At 62.0% G+C, this 20284-nt stretch carries 22 protein-coding genes; 1 reads left to right on the top strand and 21 read right to left on the bottom strand.

Features of this window, described 5'->3' with window-relative positions:
• Positions 1-42: 42 nt before the first annotated feature.
• The 21 genes from CCX46_RS02155 to CCX46_RS02260 all read right to left on the bottom strand — a co-directional run bounded on the left by CCX46_RS02155 (position 43) and on the right by CCX46_RS02260 (position 19054).
• Positions 43-846, bottom strand: coding sequence for a hypothetical protein (locus tag CCX46_RS02155; protein ID WP_038360091.1), 804 nt, complete (start codon positions 844-846; stop codon positions 43-45).
• Positions 847-871: 25 nt separating this feature from the next.
• Positions 872-2098 (bottom strand): beta-ketoacyl-ACP synthase, encoded by a 1227-nt coding sequence (locus CCX46_RS02160; protein ID WP_127925537.1) that lies wholly within the window; start codon positions 2096-2098, stop codon positions 872-874.
• Positions 2098-2826 carry a 3-oxoacyl-ACP reductase FabG gene (gene fabG, locus CCX46_RS02165; RefSeq protein WP_122599393.1) on the bottom strand — a complete coding sequence of 243 codons (729 nt, stop codon included), beginning with the start codon at positions 2824-2826 and terminating at the stop codon, positions 2098-2100. Before fabG ends, CCX46_RS02160 begins: the two co-directional genes overlap by 1 nt.
• A complete protein-coding gene (locus tag CCX46_RS02170) occupies positions 2819-3283 on the bottom strand; it encodes a hotdog family protein (RefSeq protein WP_127925538.1) in 465 nt (154 codons plus the stop codon). Before CCX46_RS02170 ends, fabG begins: the two co-directional genes overlap by 8 nt.
• Positions 3280-4476, bottom strand: coding sequence for a beta-ketoacyl-[acyl-carrier-protein] synthase family protein (locus CCX46_RS02175; RefSeq protein ID WP_127925539.1), 1197 nt, complete (start codon positions 4474-4476; stop codon positions 3280-3282). The genes CCX46_RS02170 and CCX46_RS02175 overlap by 4 nt, the downstream gene beginning before the upstream one ends.
• Positions 4473-4928 (bottom strand): hypothetical protein, encoded by a 456-nt coding sequence (locus tag CCX46_RS02180; RefSeq protein WP_446730735.1) that lies wholly within the window; start codon positions 4926-4928, stop codon positions 4473-4475. The genes CCX46_RS02175 and CCX46_RS02180 overlap by 4 nt, the downstream gene beginning before the upstream one ends.
• A gap of 140 nt (positions 4929-5068) precedes the next feature.
• Positions 5069-5794, bottom strand: a complete 726-nt coding sequence (locus CCX46_RS02190; RefSeq protein ID WP_127925541.1) for a class I SAM-dependent methyltransferase — start codon at positions 5792-5794, stop codon at positions 5069-5071.
• On the bottom strand, positions 5791-7038 hold the full coding sequence (locus CCX46_RS02195; protein WP_127925542.1) for an NAD(P)/FAD-dependent oxidoreductase: 1248 nt from the start codon (positions 7036-7038) through the stop codon (positions 5791-5793). The genes CCX46_RS02190 and CCX46_RS02195 overlap by 4 nt, the downstream gene beginning before the upstream one ends.
• Positions 7025-8188 (bottom strand): sodium:proton antiporter, encoded by a 1164-nt coding sequence (locus tag CCX46_RS02200; RefSeq protein ID WP_127925543.1) that lies wholly within the window; start codon positions 8186-8188, stop codon positions 7025-7027. Before CCX46_RS02200 ends, CCX46_RS02195 begins: the two co-directional genes overlap by 14 nt.
• Complete coding sequence (locus CCX46_RS02205) at positions 8185-10524, bottom strand: MMPL family transporter (RefSeq protein WP_127925544.1); 2340 nt, start codon at positions 10522-10524, stop codon at positions 8185-8187. Before CCX46_RS02205 ends, CCX46_RS02200 begins: the two co-directional genes overlap by 4 nt.
• Complete coding sequence (locus tag CCX46_RS02210; protein WP_127925545.1) at positions 10508-11110, bottom strand: outer membrane lipoprotein carrier protein LolA; 603 nt, start codon at positions 11108-11110, stop codon at positions 10508-10510. Before CCX46_RS02210 ends, CCX46_RS02205 begins: the two co-directional genes overlap by 17 nt.
• Positions 11107-11532, bottom strand: coding sequence for an acyl-CoA thioesterase (locus CCX46_RS02215; RefSeq protein WP_127925546.1), 426 nt, complete (start codon positions 11530-11532; stop codon positions 11107-11109). The genes CCX46_RS02210 and CCX46_RS02215 overlap by 4 nt, the downstream gene beginning before the upstream one ends.
• Positions 11525-13069 carry an HAL/PAL/TAL family ammonia-lyase gene (locus CCX46_RS02220; RefSeq protein ID WP_127925547.1) on the bottom strand — a complete coding sequence of 515 codons (1545 nt, stop codon included), beginning with the start codon at positions 13067-13069 and terminating at the stop codon, positions 11525-11527. Before CCX46_RS02220 ends, CCX46_RS02215 begins: the two co-directional genes overlap by 8 nt.
• The gene (locus tag CCX46_RS02225) at positions 13050-13997 is read right to left on the bottom strand and encodes an LpxL/LpxP family acyltransferase (protein ID WP_127925548.1); all 948 of its coding nucleotides are present in this window, start codon (positions 13995-13997) and stop codon (positions 13050-13052) included. Before CCX46_RS02225 ends, CCX46_RS02220 begins: the two co-directional genes overlap by 20 nt.
• A complete protein-coding gene (locus CCX46_RS02230) occupies positions 13994-14728 on the bottom strand; it encodes a glycosyltransferase family 2 protein (RefSeq protein ID WP_127925549.1) in 735 nt (244 codons plus the stop codon). The genes CCX46_RS02225 and CCX46_RS02230 overlap by 4 nt, the downstream gene beginning before the upstream one ends.
• Positions 14729-14805: 77 nt before the next feature.
• Complete coding sequence (locus tag CCX46_RS02235) at positions 14806-16485, bottom strand: acyl-CoA synthetase family protein (RefSeq protein WP_127925550.1); 1680 nt, start codon at positions 16483-16485, stop codon at positions 14806-14808.
• A complete protein-coding gene (locus CCX46_RS02240) occupies positions 16482-17027 on the bottom strand; it encodes a COG4648 family protein (protein ID WP_093430103.1) in 546 nt (181 codons plus the stop codon). Before CCX46_RS02240 ends, CCX46_RS02235 begins: the two co-directional genes overlap by 4 nt.
• On the bottom strand, positions 17024-17278 hold the full coding sequence (locus CCX46_RS02245) for an acyl carrier protein (protein WP_064388843.1): 255 nt from the start codon (positions 17276-17278) through the stop codon (positions 17024-17026). The genes CCX46_RS02240 and CCX46_RS02245 overlap by 4 nt, the downstream gene beginning before the upstream one ends.
• A gap of 9 nt (positions 17279-17287) precedes the next feature.
• Complete coding sequence (locus CCX46_RS02250; protein WP_116029224.1) at positions 17288-17563, bottom strand: phosphopantetheine-binding protein; 276 nt, start codon at positions 17561-17563, stop codon at positions 17288-17290.
• Positions 17541-18353, bottom strand: coding sequence for a lysophospholipid acyltransferase family protein (locus CCX46_RS02255; RefSeq protein ID WP_127925551.1), 813 nt, complete (start codon positions 18351-18353; stop codon positions 17541-17543). Before CCX46_RS02255 ends, CCX46_RS02250 begins: the two co-directional genes overlap by 23 nt.
• Positions 18329-19054, bottom strand: a complete 726-nt coding sequence (locus CCX46_RS02260) for a beta-ketoacyl synthase chain length factor (protein WP_127925552.1) — start codon at positions 19052-19054, stop codon at positions 18329-18331. The genes CCX46_RS02255 and CCX46_RS02260 overlap by 25 nt, the downstream gene beginning before the upstream one ends.
• Positions 19055-19410: 356 nt before the next feature.
• On the opposite strand from CCX46_RS02260, the gene CCX46_RS02265 reads away from it, so the two are divergent.
• Positions 19411-20181 carry a ParA family protein gene (locus CCX46_RS02265; RefSeq protein ID WP_038360142.1) on the top strand — a complete coding sequence of 257 codons (771 nt, stop codon included), beginning with the start codon at positions 19411-19413 and terminating at the stop codon, positions 20179-20181.
• Positions 20182-20284 lie beyond the last annotated feature (103 nt).

Genomic DNA, 20284 nt, shown 5'->3' on the forward strand with positions numbered 1-20284 from the left:
AAAGGGCGCCGAATGGCGCCCTTTGTCGTTTCTACAATCCCATCAATCCACGTGCGCCAGATCCCCGCGCAGCGCCACGCTCGACACCACCAGCCCGGCACGGCACTGGAATTTCTCAGTGTCCTTGTACAGATCACGCTGGTCGACACTGGCGATGTTGATCACCGCATTGGCGTCAGCTTTTTTCGCAGCGTTCTGCAAGGTGGCCAAGGCCGATTGCAGGGCCCAGAAGCAGGCGTCTTCGTCGGACTTGTTCGAGCCGTTGGTTTTACGGCTGCTGCTCACGGTGTCGAGTTTGCGCACCTGTTTTGGCAGCGTTTCGCCGGCCAGGTAGAACTTCACGCTGCCGTCGAGCAGGCCGGCGTCGGTGGCGCGTTTGACGCCTTCGCGGAAGCTCAGGTAAGTCGGCTCGTCGGCACCCTGTTTGATGATGCCGAGGTTGTTGACGGCTTCGATGTCCGGGTTGATCGACAGCTCTTTGAGCACGTTGTCGCGCAGGCGATTGACCCAGCGGTTGTAGTTGCCGTGGATCTTTCCGTCCTTGGCGTCGAGGCCGTAGCTGCTGCGGTAATCGATTTCAAACGAAGTCGGGGTAAACGGAATATCGACTTCGGCGTGATGACGACCGCGTACGGTGATCGCCGCTTTGATCATGCCCGGACGTACCGATTGCACGACCCACTGGCGATCATTCAGCGCAGTGACGATGGCGCGGCTCATCTGTTGCTGGGTGAAGCCGAGGTTGGGCGAGAACTCTTCCTTGGCGTTGTAAACCGGTTTGCTGGTGCAACCGCCGAGCACAAAAGCCAGTGCCAACAGAGCGGCGATGCGGTGAAACTGAGTCATTCCCTTCACTCCAAAGGTGTTGCGGTCAGTGCCAGCGGCGGAAAATCAACGAGGTGTTGACGCCACCAAAAGCGAAATTGTTGTTCATCACGTAGTCGTGATGCATCTGGCGGAATTCGCCGCGCAGGTAATCGAGTTTGCCGCAGTGCGGATCGACCTCGTCGAGGTTGAACGTGTGCACGTACAGGTCGCGGTTCATCATCTCGATGCTGAACCACGACTCCAGCGCGCCGCAGGCCCCGAGGGTGTGGCCAAGAAAGCTCTTCTGCGAACTGATCGGCATGCGTTCGCCAAACAAACTGCTGGTTGCCAGTGTTTCGGCAATGTCGCCCTGTTCTGTAGCGGTGCCGTGGCCATTTACATAACCGATGGCCTCCGGCGTCAGGCTGGCGTCTTCCAGCGCCAGTTCCATGGCACGGCGCATGGTCACTTGTTCCGGGCGTGTGGTGTGCTGGCCGTCGGCGTTGCTGCCGAAACCGACGATCTCTGCGTGGATGTGCGCACCGCGCGCCAGAGCATGTTCCAGCTCTTCAAGGACCAGCATGCCGCCACCTTCACCGATCACCAGGCCATCGCGGCCCTTGTCATACGGGCGTGGACTGGTCTGTGGCGCCTCGTTTTTCAGGCTGGTGGCGTAGAGCGCGTCGAAGACCATGGCTTCGGTCGGGCACAACTCTTCGGCGCCGCCGGCGAGCATCAAGGGCAGGCGGCCGAACTTGATCGCCTCGTAGGCGTAACCGATGCCCTGGCTGCCGCTGGTGCAGGCGCTGGACGTCGGGATCAAACGACCGGTCAGGCCAAAGAAGATGCTGATGTTGGCGGCGGTGGTGTGCGGCATCATCCGCACGTAGGAGTTGGCGTTGAGGCCTTCGGCGACCGAGTTGAGCAGCATATTGCCGAACGCTTTGATCTCGTCGGTGCTGCCAGTGGACGAGCCGCACGCGACGCCCATGCGCCCGTCCTTGATCGATTCGTCACCGAGCAAACCGGCGTCAGCCAGGGCGTTTTCTGCCGCACGAACCGCCAGCCGCGACACCCGGCCCATACTGCGCAGCTGTTTGCGCGTCCAGTGGGCGGGTACTTCGAAGTCATCGATCGGCCCGGCCAGGCGCGTGTTGAGTTCGCTGAAACGATCCCACTCGTCCATCCGGCGAATGCCGCTGCGATTGGCCGCGAAGTTGCCAGCGATGGTCTCCCAGTCGCTGCCCAGCGAGGTGATGCCGGCCATGCCGGTGACGACGACGCGCTTCATCAGCACAAGCCTCCGTTGACCGCCAGCACCTGGCGGGTGATGTACGAGGCTTCCGCCGACATCAGGAAATTCACCGCACTGGCGACCTCTTCCGGGGTGCCCATGCGTTGCGCGGGGATCATTTTCATCAATTCTTCCACCGGCACGTTTTCGTCGAGCATCGCGGTGTCGATCAGGCCCGGCGCGACGCAGTTAACCGTGATTTTGCGCTTGCCCAGCTCGATCGCCAACGCCTTTGCCGCACCAATCACCCCGGCCTTGGAGGCGCTGTAGTTGACCTGTCCACGGTTGCCGATCAGCCCCGACACCGAGGTGATGCAGACAATGCGACCAGCAGCACGGCGGCGGATCATCGGCATCATCACCGGGTGCAGCACGTTGTAGAAACCGTCGAGGTTGGTGCGCAACACCACGTCCCAATCGTCGTCACTCAGCGCCGGAAACGCACCGTCGCGGGTCAGGCCGGCATTCAACACAACACCGTAATAGGCACCGTGGCTTTCGACGTCGGCTTCCAGGATGGTTTTGCAGGTTTCGCGATCGGCAACGTCGAATTGCAGGATGCGCGCCTTGCGCCCCAAGGCTTCGATTTCCGCCTGAACGCCTTGCGCCTCAGTCACGCCGCTGCGGCAATGCAAGACGATATCGTGCCCGGCCTGCGCCAGACGCAAGGCAATGGCGCGGCCGATGCCACGGCTGGAGCCGGTGACCAGTACGGATTCAGTCATGGTTCGACTCCTGTGTCTGTTGCAGATATTGGGATGGCTGGGGTGGGCGGAACACGTTCAGCCGCGCGCTGGCATGGATGCCGGCGCCGTGGATATGACATTCGAATACGCCCATGCCGTTGTCGTCTTCCAGCGAGCGCAGACCATGAATGGTCAGATCGCTACCGGCGGGAAACGCTTCGACGTTGCATTCGAACTTGCGCGTGCCGAGCAGGAACCCCAGCTCCACCGGATTGCCTTTGAGTCGCGCGTGGCAACCGGCAAACGCGGCGACGCTCTGTGCCATCAGTTCGACGCCGACCCACGCCGGCAGGCTGCCGTCGGGCAGGCTGAACAAGCCTTCGGGCTTGACCGTGAGGCGGGTGAAAATCTGCTCCTCGTCAAAGCTGAGGATGCTGTCGATCAGAATCATGTCGCCCGCATGGGGCAGCAGTTCGGCGAGCGGCCAGGCCGTCATGGGGCGTCTCCGATAATCAGGCTGACGTTGTTGCCGCCGAAGGCAAACGAGTTGCTCATCAGGTAGCGGGGTGCAATGGACGTCAGGCGCTCGCTCGCGGTCACCCACTTCAGCGGCGGCAGCGCGGGATCGGCCTGACCGTCCCAGACGTGCGGTGGCAAGGCGTGGTCGGGATTGTCGACGCTCAGGCTCAACCAGCAAAACGCCGCTTCCAGTGCGCCGGCTGCGCCGAGGGTGTGGCCGGTCAGCGGTTTGGTCGACGAGCAGGCCACGCCTTCGGGGAACAGTGCGGCGACCGCCAGACTTTCCATGGCGTCGTTGTGCTGGGTGGCGGTGCCGTGCAGGTTCAGGTAGTTGATCTGCGTTGCTTGCAGATGCGCGCGGTTCAAGGCTTTCTGCATGGCTTGCAGCGCGCCGCGCCCGGTCGGCTCAGGGGCGGAGATATGATGGGCGTCGGAACTGGCACCGGCGCCGAGCAGGGCAATGGCCGGGCCTTCGCCTTGCTGTTTGCTCATTACGAACAGCACCGCCGCTTCGCCGATGTTGATACCGCTGCGGTTGGCCGAGAACGGATTGCAGCGTTCGTCGGACATTGCTTCCAGTGACGAGAAACCGTTGAGGGTCAGTTTGCACAGGCTGTCGACGCCACCGCACAGCACCGCGTCGCACAGGCCCAGATCGAGCAAGCGCTGGGCGCTCATCAGCGCCCGGGCGCTGGAGGTGCACGCCGTGGAGATCACATACGCCGGGCCGCTCAGTTGCAGCCAGTCGGCGAGGAAATTCGCTGGCGCGCCTAGTTCCTGCTGACGGTAATCGTACTCCGCCGGAAACTGTTGCTCGCGGATGTAATGCGCCAGACCACGGCTGGCCTCGTCGATGCCCGAGGTGCTGGTGCCAAGCACCACGCCGATGCGCTCGCGGCCATAGGTCTGGATCGCTTGATCGATGTCATCGCGAATCTGCTGTGCCGCTTCCAGCAACAGCTGATTATTGCGGCTACGCTGATCGGCGAGTTCTGCCGGGATCGGCGCCAGTTTGCCTTGCACGGCAGCGACGGGTAACACACGTTCGGGCACCCAGCCGGACTCATGGCGCATGCCCGAGCAGTCGCCAGCGAACAAATTGTGCGCCACTTGTTGTTTGTCGCGACCCAGCGAACAGATCACGCCGAGGGCATTCAGATAGGCGGTCATGGCGTCGGTTCACCCAGCGGTGCAACCCGATAGTGCGGGCCTTGGGGCAGATTCAATTGAAAGCTCAACGGTTGTGAATAGTGAATATCCCAGCGCGCAGGCAGGGACCGTTGCTGACCTAGTTGTTGCGCGGCGGGGTAATTGCGCAGCAGCTCACCGGACGGGGTCAGGGCGAACAACAGCGCGGCGAACAATTCCCGCGCTTCCGGATTCGGTGGCAGCAGACCATCGGCTTGCCAGTGCCCGTCGATCAATTGCTGACGCGCCTGAGGGATGCCCAGCGGATCCATCATCGACCAGCGGATGCCGGGACCTTCGCGCTGGATCACCAACAGCCAGTCCTGGCGTTGTTCGTCTTGCTGGCGTTCGATGTGCAGTTGCAGCGGCAGGGGCAGCGTCGGGTCGCTCGCCGGCAACGGCGCCTGGCTGGCGCAGGCACTCAACAGAAGCATCACGCCGACCACAAAAAGTCGCCACACCGCGGACACTGTAGGAGTGAGCCTGCTCGCGATAGCGGTCGGACATTCAAAATACAGGTTGGCTGACCCACCGCTATCGCGAGCAGGCTCACTCCTACAAGGATTTGTGTACATCAGGAAACCTCTGCCAGAGGCTTGCGCGCAACGACATTCACCAACGTCTCTTCGCGCTGCCCGAACGGCTTGGGTTTGAGTAAGCCGAACCGCTCCAGCAAGCCAAAATCCTTCGACCGGCTCCACCACAGATACGGGTACGAGACATTCTTCTCGGCAAACTCGAAACCCTGCCCGCGAATCATCTGCAGATACTGCGCCGCACTCTTCTGCACCTGCATCGGATGGCGGAACAGCCAGCGAATGACCCACGTATCAATGTATGCCTCGGTGGACTCGGCGAACAGCAGATAGCCACCCGGTTTCAGCACCCGATAAAACTCGGCCAGGGCCTTTTCCTGCTCGACCAGATGATGAAAAGTCTGGTGGCAGAACAGCAGGTCAACGCTGGCGTCCGCTACATTGAGCGTCGCGCAATCGCTGCCGATCAGTTCCACGTCCAGATCCAGGCGCGTCGCTTCTGCGCCGCTCAATTCAAGGCTGTGCGGATCAGCATCAACGCCGATCAAACGCTGTGGCGCAAAGGTCTGGCGCAGATGGCCGAACGACTTGCCCTGACCGCAACCGGCATCCAGCAACACCGGATTTTCCGGCAGGGCGTCACTGAACAATCCGCGCAAATCATTGATCGCAACGCGCAATACATGATGCTGCCAGGTGTGACTGCGCAGGAACCAGAAACCGAAGCGGGTTTCCTCGACGTAGCTGTCGCTCAGATAATTCATGTGGCGTCCTTTGCACAGAGTTCGGAAATCATCTTCAAGCGGCGACGCGCTTCGCTGACGAACGGATTGCGCTCATCCCAGGCGTAACCGGCGAGGATGGAGCAGATCATCCGACGGATTTCCGCCTGACTGTCTTCATAAAAAATCACGTCTTGAAAAGTGCCGGCGTACCAGCCCTCGACGTAGCAGCGGAAGGTGTCAACGCCGCGCTTGAGCGGCTCGGCGAACTCGCTTTGCCAGTCAACCGTTTCACCCTGCAACTGACGGTGCAGAACGGCAGCGGCCATGCTCGCCGAGCGCATGGCGATGGTCACGCCGGAGGAGAACACCGGGTCGAGAAATTCCGCCGCGTTGCCGAGCAGCGCGAAACCCGGACCGTGCAGGGTTTTCACATTGGCCGCGTAGCCGCCGAGGGTGCGCGCCGGGGTGTCCCACACGGCATTGTTCAGCACGCCGGCAAGGCTCGGCGTTTCGGCGATGAAGCCGCGCAGGCAGGCATCCAGATCGCTGTCGCGACCCTTGAAATGTTCCTCGGCCGCGACCACACCCACCGAGCAGCGTCCGTTGCTGAACGGGATCGTCCAGAACCAGATATCGCGATGCTCAGGATGGGTGGTGACGAGGATCTTTTCGCGGTCGAAGGCCGGGTTGTCGATGTGATCTTCCACGTGGGTGAACACCGCCTGACGCACCGGGAAATTCGACGGTGCTTCCAGGTCCAGCAGTCGCGATAACACGCGACCGTAGCCGCTGGCATCGAGGACGAAATCCGCTTCGACGCGATACTCGCTGCCGTCCTCGCGGCGCACGTCGAGCAACGGTTTTGTCCGGTCGAAATCGACGCTGACGATGGCATCGCCGTAGCGGATTTCCGCGCCTTGCAGCGCTGCTTGATCGGCCAGCAGTTTGTCAAAATCGGCGCGTTGCACCTGAAACGTGGTCGGTTTGCCGCCGGTAAAAGTCTCAGCGAAATCGAAGGCGCTGTAACGCTCGCCCCAGGCGAATGCGGCGCCGGTCTTGCGCTGGAAACCGGCGGAGTTGACAGCGTCGAGCATGCCAGCCTCTTCGACGAAATCCAGGCAATGGCTGAGCAGGCTTTCACCGATGGAAAAGCGTGGGAAGTGCTGGCGCTCGAGCACCAGCACATCGTGGCCCTTGCGCTTGAGCAGCGCGGCGGCGATGGCGCCGGACGGGCCGGCACCGATGATCACGACCTGACGGGATTCCATTTCAACGATTGGCACGTGAACTCCGGGGCAAAGGATGTTGCAGATTCAATGGCGCGCGATGCAGACCGATCAGGGCCGGTAGCAGCGTCGCGATCAGGCCCATCAGCATCAGCGCGAAGTACAGCGCCGGGGTGATGAGTTGTTGTTGCAAGAGCAGATTGAGAAAGACGATTTCGCTGAGGCCACGAATGTTCAGCAGCACGCTTTCACGCCAACGGCTGGCGCCTTCGAACGAAGCACCGGCCCAGCCGAGACCGAGCCAGTTGCCGAGCAGTTTACTGGCAATCGGCAACAGCAGCAGCGCCGCCCATTGCACCGCGCCGAGGCTGGCGAGGGCGCTGTGCACGTCGATCTGCACAATGCCGAACGTGAGGATCAGCGGAATCGCCAGCCACGTTTGCAAGCGGCTCATCCAGCGCGCCGGCAACGGTAGCACCAGTGGCACTTTCAATGCGGCCATACACAGCAGATAACCGATGCCGAAGATCAACGCGTTGAGTTTGTAATGCTCGGCCATCACCAAAAGCGCAAAGAACCCGAGGCTGTAGGTCAGCGGTCGACGCACACGCAACAGATTCAATAGCAACGGCACACAGGCGAGACCCAGCGGCAGCAGCAGACTGCTCAGATGCAGACTGCCCTGGGCGAGGCCGAACAGCGTCCAGCAGGTCAGATCAATGAGGATCGCGGTCTGCACCAGGCGGCGCGTGGCGGCGGGCGGGTAATCGATGTGGCGCAGATACAGGTACAGCACCGGGATCGCGGTAATCGCGAACACCAGGCCGATGGCCAGCGAGTTGAGCCACGGTTGCGCCGGCAGTAGCCAATAAGCCGCGGCAAGACCACAGGCGAACGGCACGGCGAAACTCGGCACGGCGATTTTCACACTCTGCCGATCCAGTTTCAGATCGATCACATCGCTGAGAATATGCCCGAGCAGCAGGGCGAAACTCAGGCTGTAGAGGTTTTTCAGCCAGCCTGGTGTGATCAGTTCTGCGCCGCTGAGCTGCCAGCCCGGTTCGATCCATAAGTACATCAGCAGCGGCAAGCCGAAGCTCGCCAGCAGCAACTGACTGACAATCGGAATCAGACCGAAGTGGCGTCCGACGCGGGTGGCCACGGCAAACAACGCCAGCGCCATGAGCCAGAAGGCGACGACCATCATGCTGCCGGCTCCGCGACTGTCGCGGTGTGTTCGTGGCGTCCGGCCCACGGTGCGAGCATGAAGCTGAAGGCCAGACCGAGGCTCACCGACAGACCGAAGTTGCTCACCGCCGGCGTGCTGGAAACCGCCAGCAAACCGAACGACAGCCACGTCGTCACAGCCGCCAGCAAGGTGCCGAGCAGGCTCACCGCCGCGCCGCCGACTTGTTCACGCATGAGAATCGCGTAATCAACGCTGATCGCCGTGACCAGCAGCAGGCCGAACAGGCTGAACAGCGTCAGTGGCTGACCGAGCCAGCCCAGACTGGCGAGGCTGCACAGCGCGGCGAGCAACGGCAGGGCGACAATGCGCAGCGCACCGCCGAGACCGAACGGCAGCATCAGCACCAGCACGATCAATGCGCAGGAAGCGAGTTTCAGTTCGGCAGCGCTGATCTGCGTCGCGGCGAAAACCTCGTTCAATTCACCGAGACGATCGACCAGCATCACTCCCGGCAAATCCAGCGCCTGCACCCGCAGCAGCGCCGGGTTGTTCAGACCTTGCAGACTGGTCATTGCCGCTACGCCGTCTTCGGTCGGGCCGAGCCAGAGTGTGCGATATGGCTCGCCGAGTGGGCCGGCCAATGCCGCGTCGATGTCTTCGGCGGGCACGGTCTGCAACTGTTGCAGTTCGCTTTGCAGCGCGGCGAGCGGTACGCCGAGGTCAAGCAGTGGCTGCCAGTATTGCGGCAGTTTGTTCAGCGCTTCGCGCACTTGCTCTTGCTGATTCGGCGGGCTGACCAGTTGATCGAGGGCCAGATAGCCTTGCAGCTTGTCGAGGTTGACCAGTTGTTCCAGACGCTCGCTCAGCGCGGCCTGACGCTCGAGCAATTGCTGCTGATTGTCGGCGCGCACGAGGAAAAACTGGCTGGTCGGCTGATAGCCGGTGATGCGCGCGATGGCCTGCGCTTCGTCGGTCAGCTGTTGCGGTGCGCCGACCCATTGGCGGATGTCATTCTTGCTTTGCAGCTGCACCAGACCGCCCACACAGAAGGCGATCAGCAGCGCCAACAGCACCGGCGTGCGCACGCGTTCGAGAAGTTTTTCGCGCAGCGCAACCATGCGCTCGGCCAAATGCAGCGGCCATTGCGCGGGGCGCAGTTCGACATTTTTCAGCAACGCCGGCAACAGGCATACCGCCGACAAATACGCGCCGAGCAGGCCGGCGGCAGAGAACACCGCAATTTGCGTCAGCGCCGGGAACGGCGTCCAGGCCAGCGCCAGATAACCAATGGCGCTGGTGATCAGGCTCAGGGTCAGTCCGGAAAGCGTTAAACGCAACGCCGGCCAGCTGCGCCACGGCGTCAGGCTCCAGCTCTTCGACAAATAGTGCAGCGGATAGTCCACCGCCACGCCGATCAGGCTGGAGCCGAGCACCAGCGTCATCACATGCATGTGGCCGAACAGCGCCACACACGCCACCGCACCGAACAACATGCCGACCAGCACCGGCACGAACGCCAGCAACACCCGCCAGCGGCGAAACGCGAGCAGCAGCAGCAACAGAATGCCGACAGTGGCCCCGCCGCCAACCCAGGTCATTTCACGGGTGGCTTGCTGCTGACCGTTGGCCGCGTACAGCAAGCCGCTGGCGGCGAGCAGTTGCACGTCGGATTTCGCGGCCTGCTCGCGGCTGGCTCCCAGCAGTGCGGCGACTTGCAGCGGCAAGTTCATGTCGAAGGCGTTGCCGGTGGTGCGCGCGCGCAGCAGCACCCAGCTCTTGCCGTCGGCATCGGCAATCAGCGCGCCGCTGCCGATGTCCAGTTGCACCGAACCGTGCTGCGGCTGGCTGTTCTGGATGCGCCCGGTCAGGCCGAGCCAGTCGTCCTGGCTCGGCACCAGAGTGAAACCGTTGAACGGGTCGAACAACGCCTGCACGCGTTGCTGAATGAACACGTCGGGGTGTTCGATCAGCAGTTGTCGATCGTCTGCCGAGAGCATCGCCAGCCGCCCTTGCAGCAGTTGCGTGCGCAGCGCTGGCAGGTCTGCCTGCAGGTTCCATTGCACTTTTTCGAACAGACCACTGGCCTGCCATTGCTCGCCCAGCGTCTGCGCCATGGCCACCGCTTGCTGGCGATCGGCGTGGCCGACCAGCACCAGCATCTCGCGGTTGAGCGGTTCCTGCATGCGCTGCTCGGCGCGCTGTTCAAGAGCGTCCGGGTGAGTGCCAGGCACCAGTTCCATCAGGTTCGCCGACAGCGGCGCACCGTCGCGCCATTGCCAACCGGCCAGCGCGACGACCGCCAGCAGCAGGATCAGAAACAGCCAGGGCAGCCTGCGTTCACTCGGCAAAGTCATGTTGCTCCGCGTCGCTCAACGGTTGACTGGCGTTGCTGTCCTGCATGCGCAGCACGGTGCTGTCGCCCTGGGTTTCCAGCAATTCGATGGTCTGCACCAGCGCGCCGCCGTCGATGTTGATCTGGTTGAACACTTGCTTGAGCAGCAGCGAGCGCGGGGTCAGGGTGAGTTTCCACTGTTGTGCATCGCCGCTCAGCGCCAGTTCGAAATCCCGTTGCAGGCCGCTGCTGTCGCCTTGCAGCACGGCGAGGAACAAACGGTTCTGTTCAGCCCCGGCGCTCTTGTTCGGCAGCAATTGCCAGCCGTTGTCGTCACGACGGGCGATGCCTTTGGCGTTGATGCGGTAATCCTGTTGCAGCGGTGTTTTCAGCAACCAGAGCAGGCCGTGGTTTTTGGCGAGGACGAAACTGCCTTTGCTGATCAGCGGCTGCGGCAGGGCGCGCAGGTGTTTTTCCTGGATGAACTGGCCGTGGATCACGTCCGGTTTCGCCAGTTGTGCGCTGAGTTGTTGCAGGTCGAAGGCGTTGGCCAGCGCTGACAGCGTCAGCAGCGCCAATACGCTCAGGCTTTTAACCAAAACATTCATCGCAGCATCCTTTCTACGGCATCGGTAAAGACCTTCGGTGAGGCCAGCTGCATCTCGCGACTGCTCACGTCGACGGCGACCTGCATCGAGCTGGCGCGAGTCAGGCGTTCGCCGCTGTGCAGGTCGGTGATCAGGTAATTGATCTTCAGCCGGTTTTCCCACTCGACCAGACTGGCGCGCACGTTCAGGCGCTGACCAAACACCGCGCCACGCACGTAGCGCAGTTGCAGGTCGATGATCGGCCAAGCGAAGCCGGACTCGGCCATCTGCGTGTAGTTGTGGCCGATCATGTCCAGCAGCGCACAACGGGCGACTTCGAGGTATTTGACGTAATGGCCGTGCCAGACGACGTGCATGGTGTCGATGTCGAAGAACGGCACGAGGATTTCGGTGTCGGCGTGAAGCACTCCGGCGCTACGCATGCAGCCTCCAGTGTTGCGCGGCGATGCGTTGCAGGCACAGGCGCAGTTCGCCTTCCAGAGCGCGGTCTTCGATGACCGGCGGGAAGTCTTTGGCGAGTTCTTCGTGCATCGCCGCCAGCGACGGCGGCAGCGCTCGGGCGTCTTCGGCCTGGGCGCGCAGCCACACGCCTTGGTTGGCGGCGAGCAGGGTGGCGGCGGCGACCTGTTCGGTCAGCTCCAGCACACGGATCGCATCGCGGGCGGCGATGGTGCCCATGCTCACTTTGTCCTGGTTGTGGCACTCGGTGGAGCGCGAGAACACGCTGGCCGGCATGGTGTTTTTCAGCGCTTCGGCGGTCCAGGCGCTGGTGCCGATCTGCACGGCTTTGAAGCCGTGGTTAATCATTGCGCGATCCGCCGGAGCACCGGACAGGTTGCTCGGCAGGCCGTGGTTGTAACGCTCGTCGACCAGCAGCGCGAGCTGGCGGTCCAACAGGTCGGCGACGTTGGCCACGAGGTTTTTCAGGCTGTCCATGGCGAACGCGATGTGGCCGCCGTAGAAGTGCCCGCCGTGCAAAACGCGCTCGGCTTCGGCGTCGATGATCGGGTTGTCGTTGGCGCTGTTCAGTTCGGTCTCGATGAACGAACGCAGCCAGTTCAGGCTGTCGGCCAACACCCCGAGCACGTGCGGGGCGCAACGCAGCGAATAGCGATCCTGCAGGCGATGCAGCGGTGCTGTCGGCGCGTCGATCGCCAGATCCTTGCGCAGCCACGCGGCGACCTGCATTTGCCCAGGATGCGGTTTGGCGGCGAACAGGCGCTCGTCGAAGTGCTCCGGATTGCCTTGCAGCGCGACCACATTGAGCGCGGTGATGCGCGTGGCCAGTTGCAGTAGATAATCAGCGCGGGCAAAGGCCAGGCACGCGAGGCCGGTCATCACCGCGGTACCGTTCATCAGCGCCAGCGCTTCTTTCGGGCGCAACACCAGCGGCGTCCAGCCGAGTTCGCGATGCACATCGGCCGCCTGACGGCGCTCGCCACGGAACATCACTTCACGTTCGCCGGACAAGGTCGCGGCGACGTAAGACAGCGGCGTCAGATCGCCGCTGGCACCGACCGAGCCTTCTTCGGGAATCAGCGGCAGGATGTCGTATTCGAGAAACGCGTGCAGGCGCTCCAGCAATTCCACGCGTACTCCGGAAACGCCGTGGCACAACGACTGCAAACGTGCCGCGAGCACCGCGCGAGTGGCTTGCGCATCAAGCAGTTTGCCCAACCCGCAACCGTGGAAGGTGTAGAGGTGACGCGGCAACGCTTCGACGTGATGCAACGGCACCGCGACCACGCAGGAGTCACCGTAACCGGTGGTCACGCCGTAGATCACGCCTTCCTTGTCCAGCAGCGAATCGAGAAACCGCGCGCCTTTGGCGATGCGCTCGCGATAGTCGGCGTCGCTCTGCAACTGCACGGGCGCCTGACGGTTGGCCAGGGCCAGCACGTCTTCGATGCGCAATGGGCGTTCGCCGAAGGTTACCGGCTCATGGGTTGGCGTCGTCATCGGTCTTCCAGAAAGGGTAAAAGTTGAACCATTGTTGCGGCGCTTCGAGGCAATAGTGACTCAGGCGCTGCGCATAGCGGGTGGCCCACTGATGAATGACCTGCTCGCGCTCGCTGCGCTTCCACACCACGGCGTCGGCGAAGGGCTCGAGGGTCAGGCGATAGTGGCCGTCCGGTTGCTTGAGGCACATCAGCAGATTGACCGGGCATTTCAGCAGACCGGCGAGCAACCAAGGGCCTTGCGGGAACGGCGCCGGGTGGCCGAGGAAGTCTACGGTCACACTGCGCCCGCCGTGCAGCGGTACGCGGTCGCCAGCAATCGCCAGCCACTCGCCGCGCTCCAGCCGTTCGTGCAGTTGCAGCATGATCACCGGGTCGAGTTCGCTGACCTGAATCAGACGCAGATTGGTCGCTCCGGCTTCACCGAGCAGGCGATTGAATTGCTCGGCGTGCTTGGTGTGTACCAGCACGTTCATGGTGACCTTTTCGCCGATCTCCGCCAGTGCGCGGCAGACTTCGAGATTGCCCAGGTGCGCGCCGACCAGCAGTTGCCCGCGACGGCCGCGCAACTGGTTGCGCAACAGCGCCGGGTCGATGATTTCGATTTGTTCGATACGCAGTTTGCCGTTCCATACGTCGAGCTTGTCGAGCATCGAATCGGCGAAGGCCATGAACTGACCGAACACCCGCCAATGCGTCGGGCGCAACACGTCGCGCTGACTCCATGCGGACAAGCGCTGCTGGTATTGCCAGGCACTGCGCCGTGCGGTGCGGCCGAACAGGAAAAAGTACAGAACGATGCCGTACAGCAATGGACTGAGCAGGCGTCGGCCCAAAACCTTGGCGGCGAACGCGGTGAATTTCATCAGCAGGAAACTGCCGCGCTCTTCACGGTCAGCCCAGTGCTTCTTGTCGGTCTCGCCGGTCATGCGCGCCACCGTCGCCAGAGGATCAGCGGAAAGCGCAGCAACATGCCAAGAAACAGCCGCGTATGCATGCTGGAAATCAGCGCGTTGTCGTGGAACAAGCGGAAGTGCGACACACCGTCCAGCGGGTAATGCACGCTGGTTTGCAGCCAGCGCATCGGCTGATTGCGCCACGACAGGCGCACGAGAATGTCCGAGTCGAAATCCATGCGTTTGCCGACTTTCGCCGAGTCGATCACCGCCAGCGTCGGGGCCAGTGGATAGACGCGAAACCCGCACATCGAATCGCGGATCTGCAGCGACAGCGTGTTGATCCAGACCATCACGTGGGTCAGGTAGCGGGCGTACAAACGGCCTTTCGGCACGCTCTCGTCGAACAGCGGATAACCGCAGATCATCGCCTCGGGATGGGCGCGGGATTCATCGACGAAACGGGCGACGTCTTGTAAGTCGTGCTGGCCGTCGGCGTCGACCTGCAATGCGTGGGTGAAACCCAACAGCGAAGCTTCGCGCAAACCGGTCATTACCGCGCCGCCCTTGCCCTGATTGGCGGTGAGACGGACGAGATGCACGTTGTCACGCTCGGCCAGTGCGTCGAGCACTCTGGCGCAAGATGTCGTGCTGGCGTCGTCCACCAGAATGCACGGCAGGCCTTGCGCGAGCAAAGCGTCGACCACCGTGGTGATCGCGGTTTCGTGGTTATAAACCGGGATCACCGCGCAAGGGTTATGCATAACAGTTCTCCATTGGAAAACCGCGATCCCTGTAGGAGTGAGCCTGCTCACGATTGAGTGCGCAGCACTCACCAAGGTCAATCATGCTCTACACCCAGAAGAATCCGCCCACTGGAACAGGTCGCCGTGTCATTGCGATAAGCGAAATACAATTTGCGGCGCTCAGGATCAAAGCGCAGGTGCAGCTGAATTTCATCTCCCGGCCGCACCAGTTGCTGGAACTTCAGCACTTCCATTCCGGCAAACGGGCCGGTCAGATTCAGCAACTGCCGCCCAAGGTTCAGCGCCCATTCCACCTGCACCACACCCGGCAATACTGGTGCTTTGGGAAAGTGGCCACTGAAATAAGCCAGATCCGGCGGCACGCTCAGTTGCAGACTCCATTCGCCCTCGGTCTCGACCTGCGACAGCACTTCCGGCGCTTTCGCTCGCGGGGCAATCAGCAACGCTTCGATATCGGCCTGCGGCAGCTTGCCTTGGCTGTTCAACGGCAATTGCCGCACCAGTCGCCAGCGTCGGGGCAGGGCCAGGGCTTCGCAGTGTTGGCGCAAATGCTGGCGCAGGGTTTCAGTCAGGCTGCGACGGCCGTGCTCACGCAAGGCAAACAGGCCGGCCTCGCTGAGCACCAGTAGTGCACCGAGGGAAGCGCGGTTTTCCTGAACCACGCCCAAACGTGCTTCGGCGACCCATTCGTGGGCAACCAAGGCTTGTTCGAGCATGGGCAGCGAGATGCGTTTTTCTTCGAGTTTGACGATCCGGTCCAGCCGTCCTAGCAGTTCGAAGCGGCCATCGGCAGCGATACGCGCGGCGTCAGCGGTGTGTTCGACGTGCCCGGCAGGTAAATAAGGTGAAGCGATCAGCAGGGCGCCTTCGCTGTCCTGGCTCAGTACGACATCGGCGAACGGTTGCCACAGTTGTTCGCCTTGACGCCAGGCGATACCGCCAGTTTCCGAGCTACCGAGGATTTCCGTCGGCCATTGCTGCAAGCGTTGTTGCAGGCTCTGCGCAGCTTCAAGCGGCAACGCGCCACCGGAGGAAAACACCCGGCGCACGGCGCTGAGGGCCGGCCAGTCGAGGTTGTCGCCCATGCGTTTGAGCAACGCCGGGCTGGCGATCCAGGCGAAGGCCGGATGTTCGCGGCTGGCACGCTGCAAGTCTTCGGGGAACGCCAGTTGCTTGCGCACAAACGGGCGTGCGGCGCACAGCGGCCACAGCACGCGAAACAGCAAGCCGTAGATATGTTGGGTGGCGACGCTGCCGATGATGCAGGCCTCGCCGAGGTCCGCGCCCCACAGTTGCTCCAGCGCTTGGACTTCGTTGGCCAGTTGGCGCAGGGTCTTGTCGATGCGCTTGGGCTCGCCGCTGGAACCGGACGTGCACAGGCTCAGACGGCACTGGTCGAGGTCCAGTTCGGCGCCGGCGAGCGGCTGCTGCTGAACCTCGCTCAGTTGCGCGTCGTCGGCTTGATCCGTCAGCCACAGATCGACTTCAGCCGACCAGCGCTGGCGGGTTTGTGGCTGCAGATCCGAAGGCAGCAGAACGCTGACGCCGGCACGCCATGCGCCCAGCAAAGCGATGGCCAGTTCAGCGGCATCTTCCAGATGCACAGCCAGGCGCTTCACGCCTTGCGCTTGCAGACCGGCAGCAACGCTCAGCGCCTGTTCGCACAGCTGCGCGTGATTGAGGGCCGGTGCGTGGCTGATGGCCCGCGCCGGCACAGGCTTGAGCAATAGCTGCTCAAGTTTTATCCAGTTCATGTACGGCCTCTTACCCGTTGTCGTATCAGCCATTCAATGGCAAACATCAGGCCGATCAACCCATAGGAGATCAGGCCGGTGTACAACATCCACCAATTCAGCGGCGCCCACAGGGTCAGGAGGGCGGCGCACAAACCGTTGCAGAAGAAAAACACGCTCCAGGCCACCGTGACCTTGCGCGTATAGCGGATCGCGATGTCCGGTAGTTCTGGCTCGCGCAAGCGCGCCAGGCGCTCGACCATCGGCGGACCGTATTTCAGGCTCAGGCTGAACAGCACCAGCATGAAGCCGCTGATCAGCACCGGATACCAGCGCAGCAACAGCGGACTGTCGAACAGCGCCAGCAGCAGACAAAAGGCGATCGCTACACAGGCCATCCACAGGCTGCCGGGTTTGCGCTCGCCGGTCAGTGCCCGCGCCAGCCACAGGCTGCCCAGCAGCAGACCGAACTGCCACGGGGCAAAGTGCTCCATGCCGAAATACACCGCAAAGGGGTACAGCAGACCGGCCAGCAGCAGGCCGAGGCCGATCAGTCGGCTCATGCGGCCGGTTGAACCAGACGGTAGACCGCCTCGACCACGTCGCCAACGGTGCGCACCGACTTGAATTCTTCAGCGGCGATTTTCTTGCCGGTCTGGCGCTTGATGTGATCGATCAGATCGACCGCATCGATGCTGTCGATTTCCAGATCCTGATACAGGTTGGAGTCCAGGCTCACACGGGCCGGATCCAGTTCGAACAGCTCGACCAAGGCATCGCGCAGGGTGTTGAAAATGTCGTCACGAGTTTGCATGGTCCGGTCTCAAGCTGCCTGTTTTGCCGTGACGAAAGCCGCAAGGCTGGCCACGTTGGTGAAATGGTTGCGGGTGTCTTTGGCGTCGGCGTCGATTTTGATGCCGTACTTTTTCTGGATCGCCAGACCCAGTTCCAGCGCGTCGACGGAATCCAGGCCGAGGCCTTCGCCGAACAGGGTCTGCTCGTCGCCGATGTCGTCGGCGCTGATGTCTTCGAGGCCGAGGGCGTCGATGATCAGCAGTTTGATGTCACGCACCAGGCTAGGGGTGTTCAGATCGCTCATCTTCGGCGAGCTCCTTAATAAAGTAGGTGTGCAAATAATCGTTGAGCTTGCGCGAGGCTTGCGGGGCTGGCCCCTGCGCGGCAAAGGTCTGTGGGTCTATATCGGCCCCGACGCGAAAACTGAAGTGCACGCGGCGACTGGGGATCCGATACCAGGGTTCGGCTTTGGTCAGCGTGGTCGGGCTGACCTTGATGATCACCGGCGTGAGGATTTTCGCACCGCGCAGGGCAATCGCCGCGGCACCCCGATGAAAGGCCGGCGCCTGCCCTGGCTGAGTGCGGGTGCCTTCGGGAAAAATGATCAGGGTCTGGCCGTTTTGCAGGGACTCGGCAGCGGCATCAAGCATGTCCATGCTGCCGTCATTGCTGATGTATTCGGTGCTGCGTAATGGCCCACGGGTGAAGGGGTTTTCCCACAGGGTTTTCTTCACCACGCAATTGGCCTGCCGCACCAGGCCGATGAGGAACACCACGTCGATCAGCGACGGGTGGTTGGCGATGATCATTTGTCCGGGGCGACCGAGACGTTCGGCGCCCTGAATGTCATAGGTCAGTACGCCGGTGCGGGCCATGAACCGCACGAAAAACCAGAACAGGCGGCTGACGGTCTGTCGCGCACGCCGGCGGTGCGTAACGGCATCACCAGGCAGGCAGGCCAGCAGCGGAAACACCAGCACGCGCAGGCACAGTCCGCCAAGCCCGAACAGGGCGAAGCTTGCGGCGGTGGCCAGCAGGCGCCAGTAATAGGCATCGCGGTTTTTTTCGGTCACGGGTTGCGTTGCCAGGTCCATACACGATTTTTCCAGGCATGTTGGCAATGGGGTTGCTGGCCGAGCAAGGTTCGCAGCAGATTCAGCGCGTGAGGCCAGTGCGCTTTTGACCGTGTTTCTGTGGTGCTGTTCAGGGTCAGCCGCCAGTCGGTACCGGGGGTCAGCAAAAGACCGACTGCGTAGGGAAACGGCACATCGTCGATCCACGCTGAATACGCTTCGGGCGGTTGTTCTTCGGTAATGATCAGCAGCACCGCCGGTGCGCCTTCATCGAGCAGTGCCGCGGCTTCGAGCATGCCGTGTTCGAGACCGTCGCCGGCAGCGGCGAGGGCAGTCATTTCGCTGGTCTCGCCGCGCATGATCGACCACAGGCCGATGATCGCGTTGTGCACCGAGAGGCTGAACTGGGTCGGCGACAACGGCTGCTCGTTCGCCAGATCGCTGAGAATCTCGTAAGTACGTGGGGTTTCGCCGTGTCGCGAGACAAACACCAACGGCAGATTGTCCCGTCCGTCGGCCAGGGGCCAGCCCACGCTGAACGCCATGCGCGCCAGTCGACTGAGGCGGCGGCGCTGCATGGCCGGCAAAAACGACACATCGGGCGCGGCATCACTGCTCTGAAGCACGACCGGTTGTCGGCTCCAGGCCTGCCAGGCGTCCACGCTGTCGAGGCCAGGGGCCCACGCGCGCCATTGGGCGATGTTGAAGTTGATCACGGACATTCATCCCGCCCCTGCGGGCTTTCGTTGACGCGTTTAGTGGCCAAAGCCGCAGCAGACTTGACGTGGCGCTTGGCGCCGGGTGGCGCGCATTATCCCGGTGCGACGAGTGTGTAGCAAATGCTGGTTACATTTTGTGCAATGAAATGTACCGAGTGGTTCGCAAGAAAACTGTCATTTGGCCATTATCCAGATCGCCAGCGGCTTGTCTGTCGGGTTTCTCGCCGATCAGTGGTGGTTATCGCACTGTCTGTCCGCAGATATTTGCACCTGACTCTGTAGTCCATGTCCATGAAGGTAGCGAAGCGAGCGCGCGCGCATCTACACTCGGTCATTCTTTGATACGCGGAGGTTTTGTCATGCGGCGCGTGGTGTTCAATCAGAAAGGTGGCGTAGGCAAATCCAGTATTGCCTGCAATCTGGCGGCGGTCAGTGCCAGCGAGGGTTATCGCACACTGTTGGTGGACCTCGATGCCCAGGCCAACTCCACTCAGTATCTGACCGGGCTCACCGGCAACGACATCCCGATGGGAATTGCCGACTTCTTCAAGCAGACGCTGTCCTCGGGGCCGTTCTCGAAGAAGAATCAGGCCGATATCTACGAAACCCCGTTCGACAACCTGCACATCATCACCGCGACCGCCGAGCTGGCCGACTTGCAGCCCAAGCTCGAGGCCAAGCACAAGATCAACAAGCTGCGTAAGTTGCTCGATGAGCTGTCCGAGGATTACGACCGGATTTACCTCGACACGCCGCCAGCGTTGAATTTCTATGCGGTATCAGCGCTGATTGCCGCTGATCGTGTGCTGATTCCTTTTGATTGCGACAGCTTTTCCCGTCAGGCCCTGTACGGCCTGATTGCGGAAATCGAAGAGCTGAAGGACGACCATAACGAAGGTCTGGAAGTCGAAGGCATCGTGGTCAATCAGTTTCAGGCCCGGGCGAGCCTGCCGCAGCAGATCCTTGACGAGTTGATTGCCGAAGGTTTGCCGGTATTGCCGGTGTACCTGACCAGTTCGGTGCGCATGCGCGAATCGCACCAGGCCAGCATGCCGCTGATCCACCTCGACCCGCGACACAAGCTGACCCAGCAGTTCGTCGAACTGCACAATCTGCTCGAAGATCACTGATCTCTTGAGCCACGCAGATCCCCTGTAGGAGTGAGCCTGCTCGCGATAGCTTCCTTTCAGTCACTCAAGTGTTGGCTGACAGGACGCTATCGCGAGCAGGCTC

Origin of the sequence: Pseudomonas sp. RU47, assembly GCF_004011755.1 — a bacterium.
In the GTDB taxonomy this organism is placed as follows: domain Bacteria; phylum Pseudomonadota; class Gammaproteobacteria; order Pseudomonadales; family Pseudomonadaceae; genus Aquipseudomonas.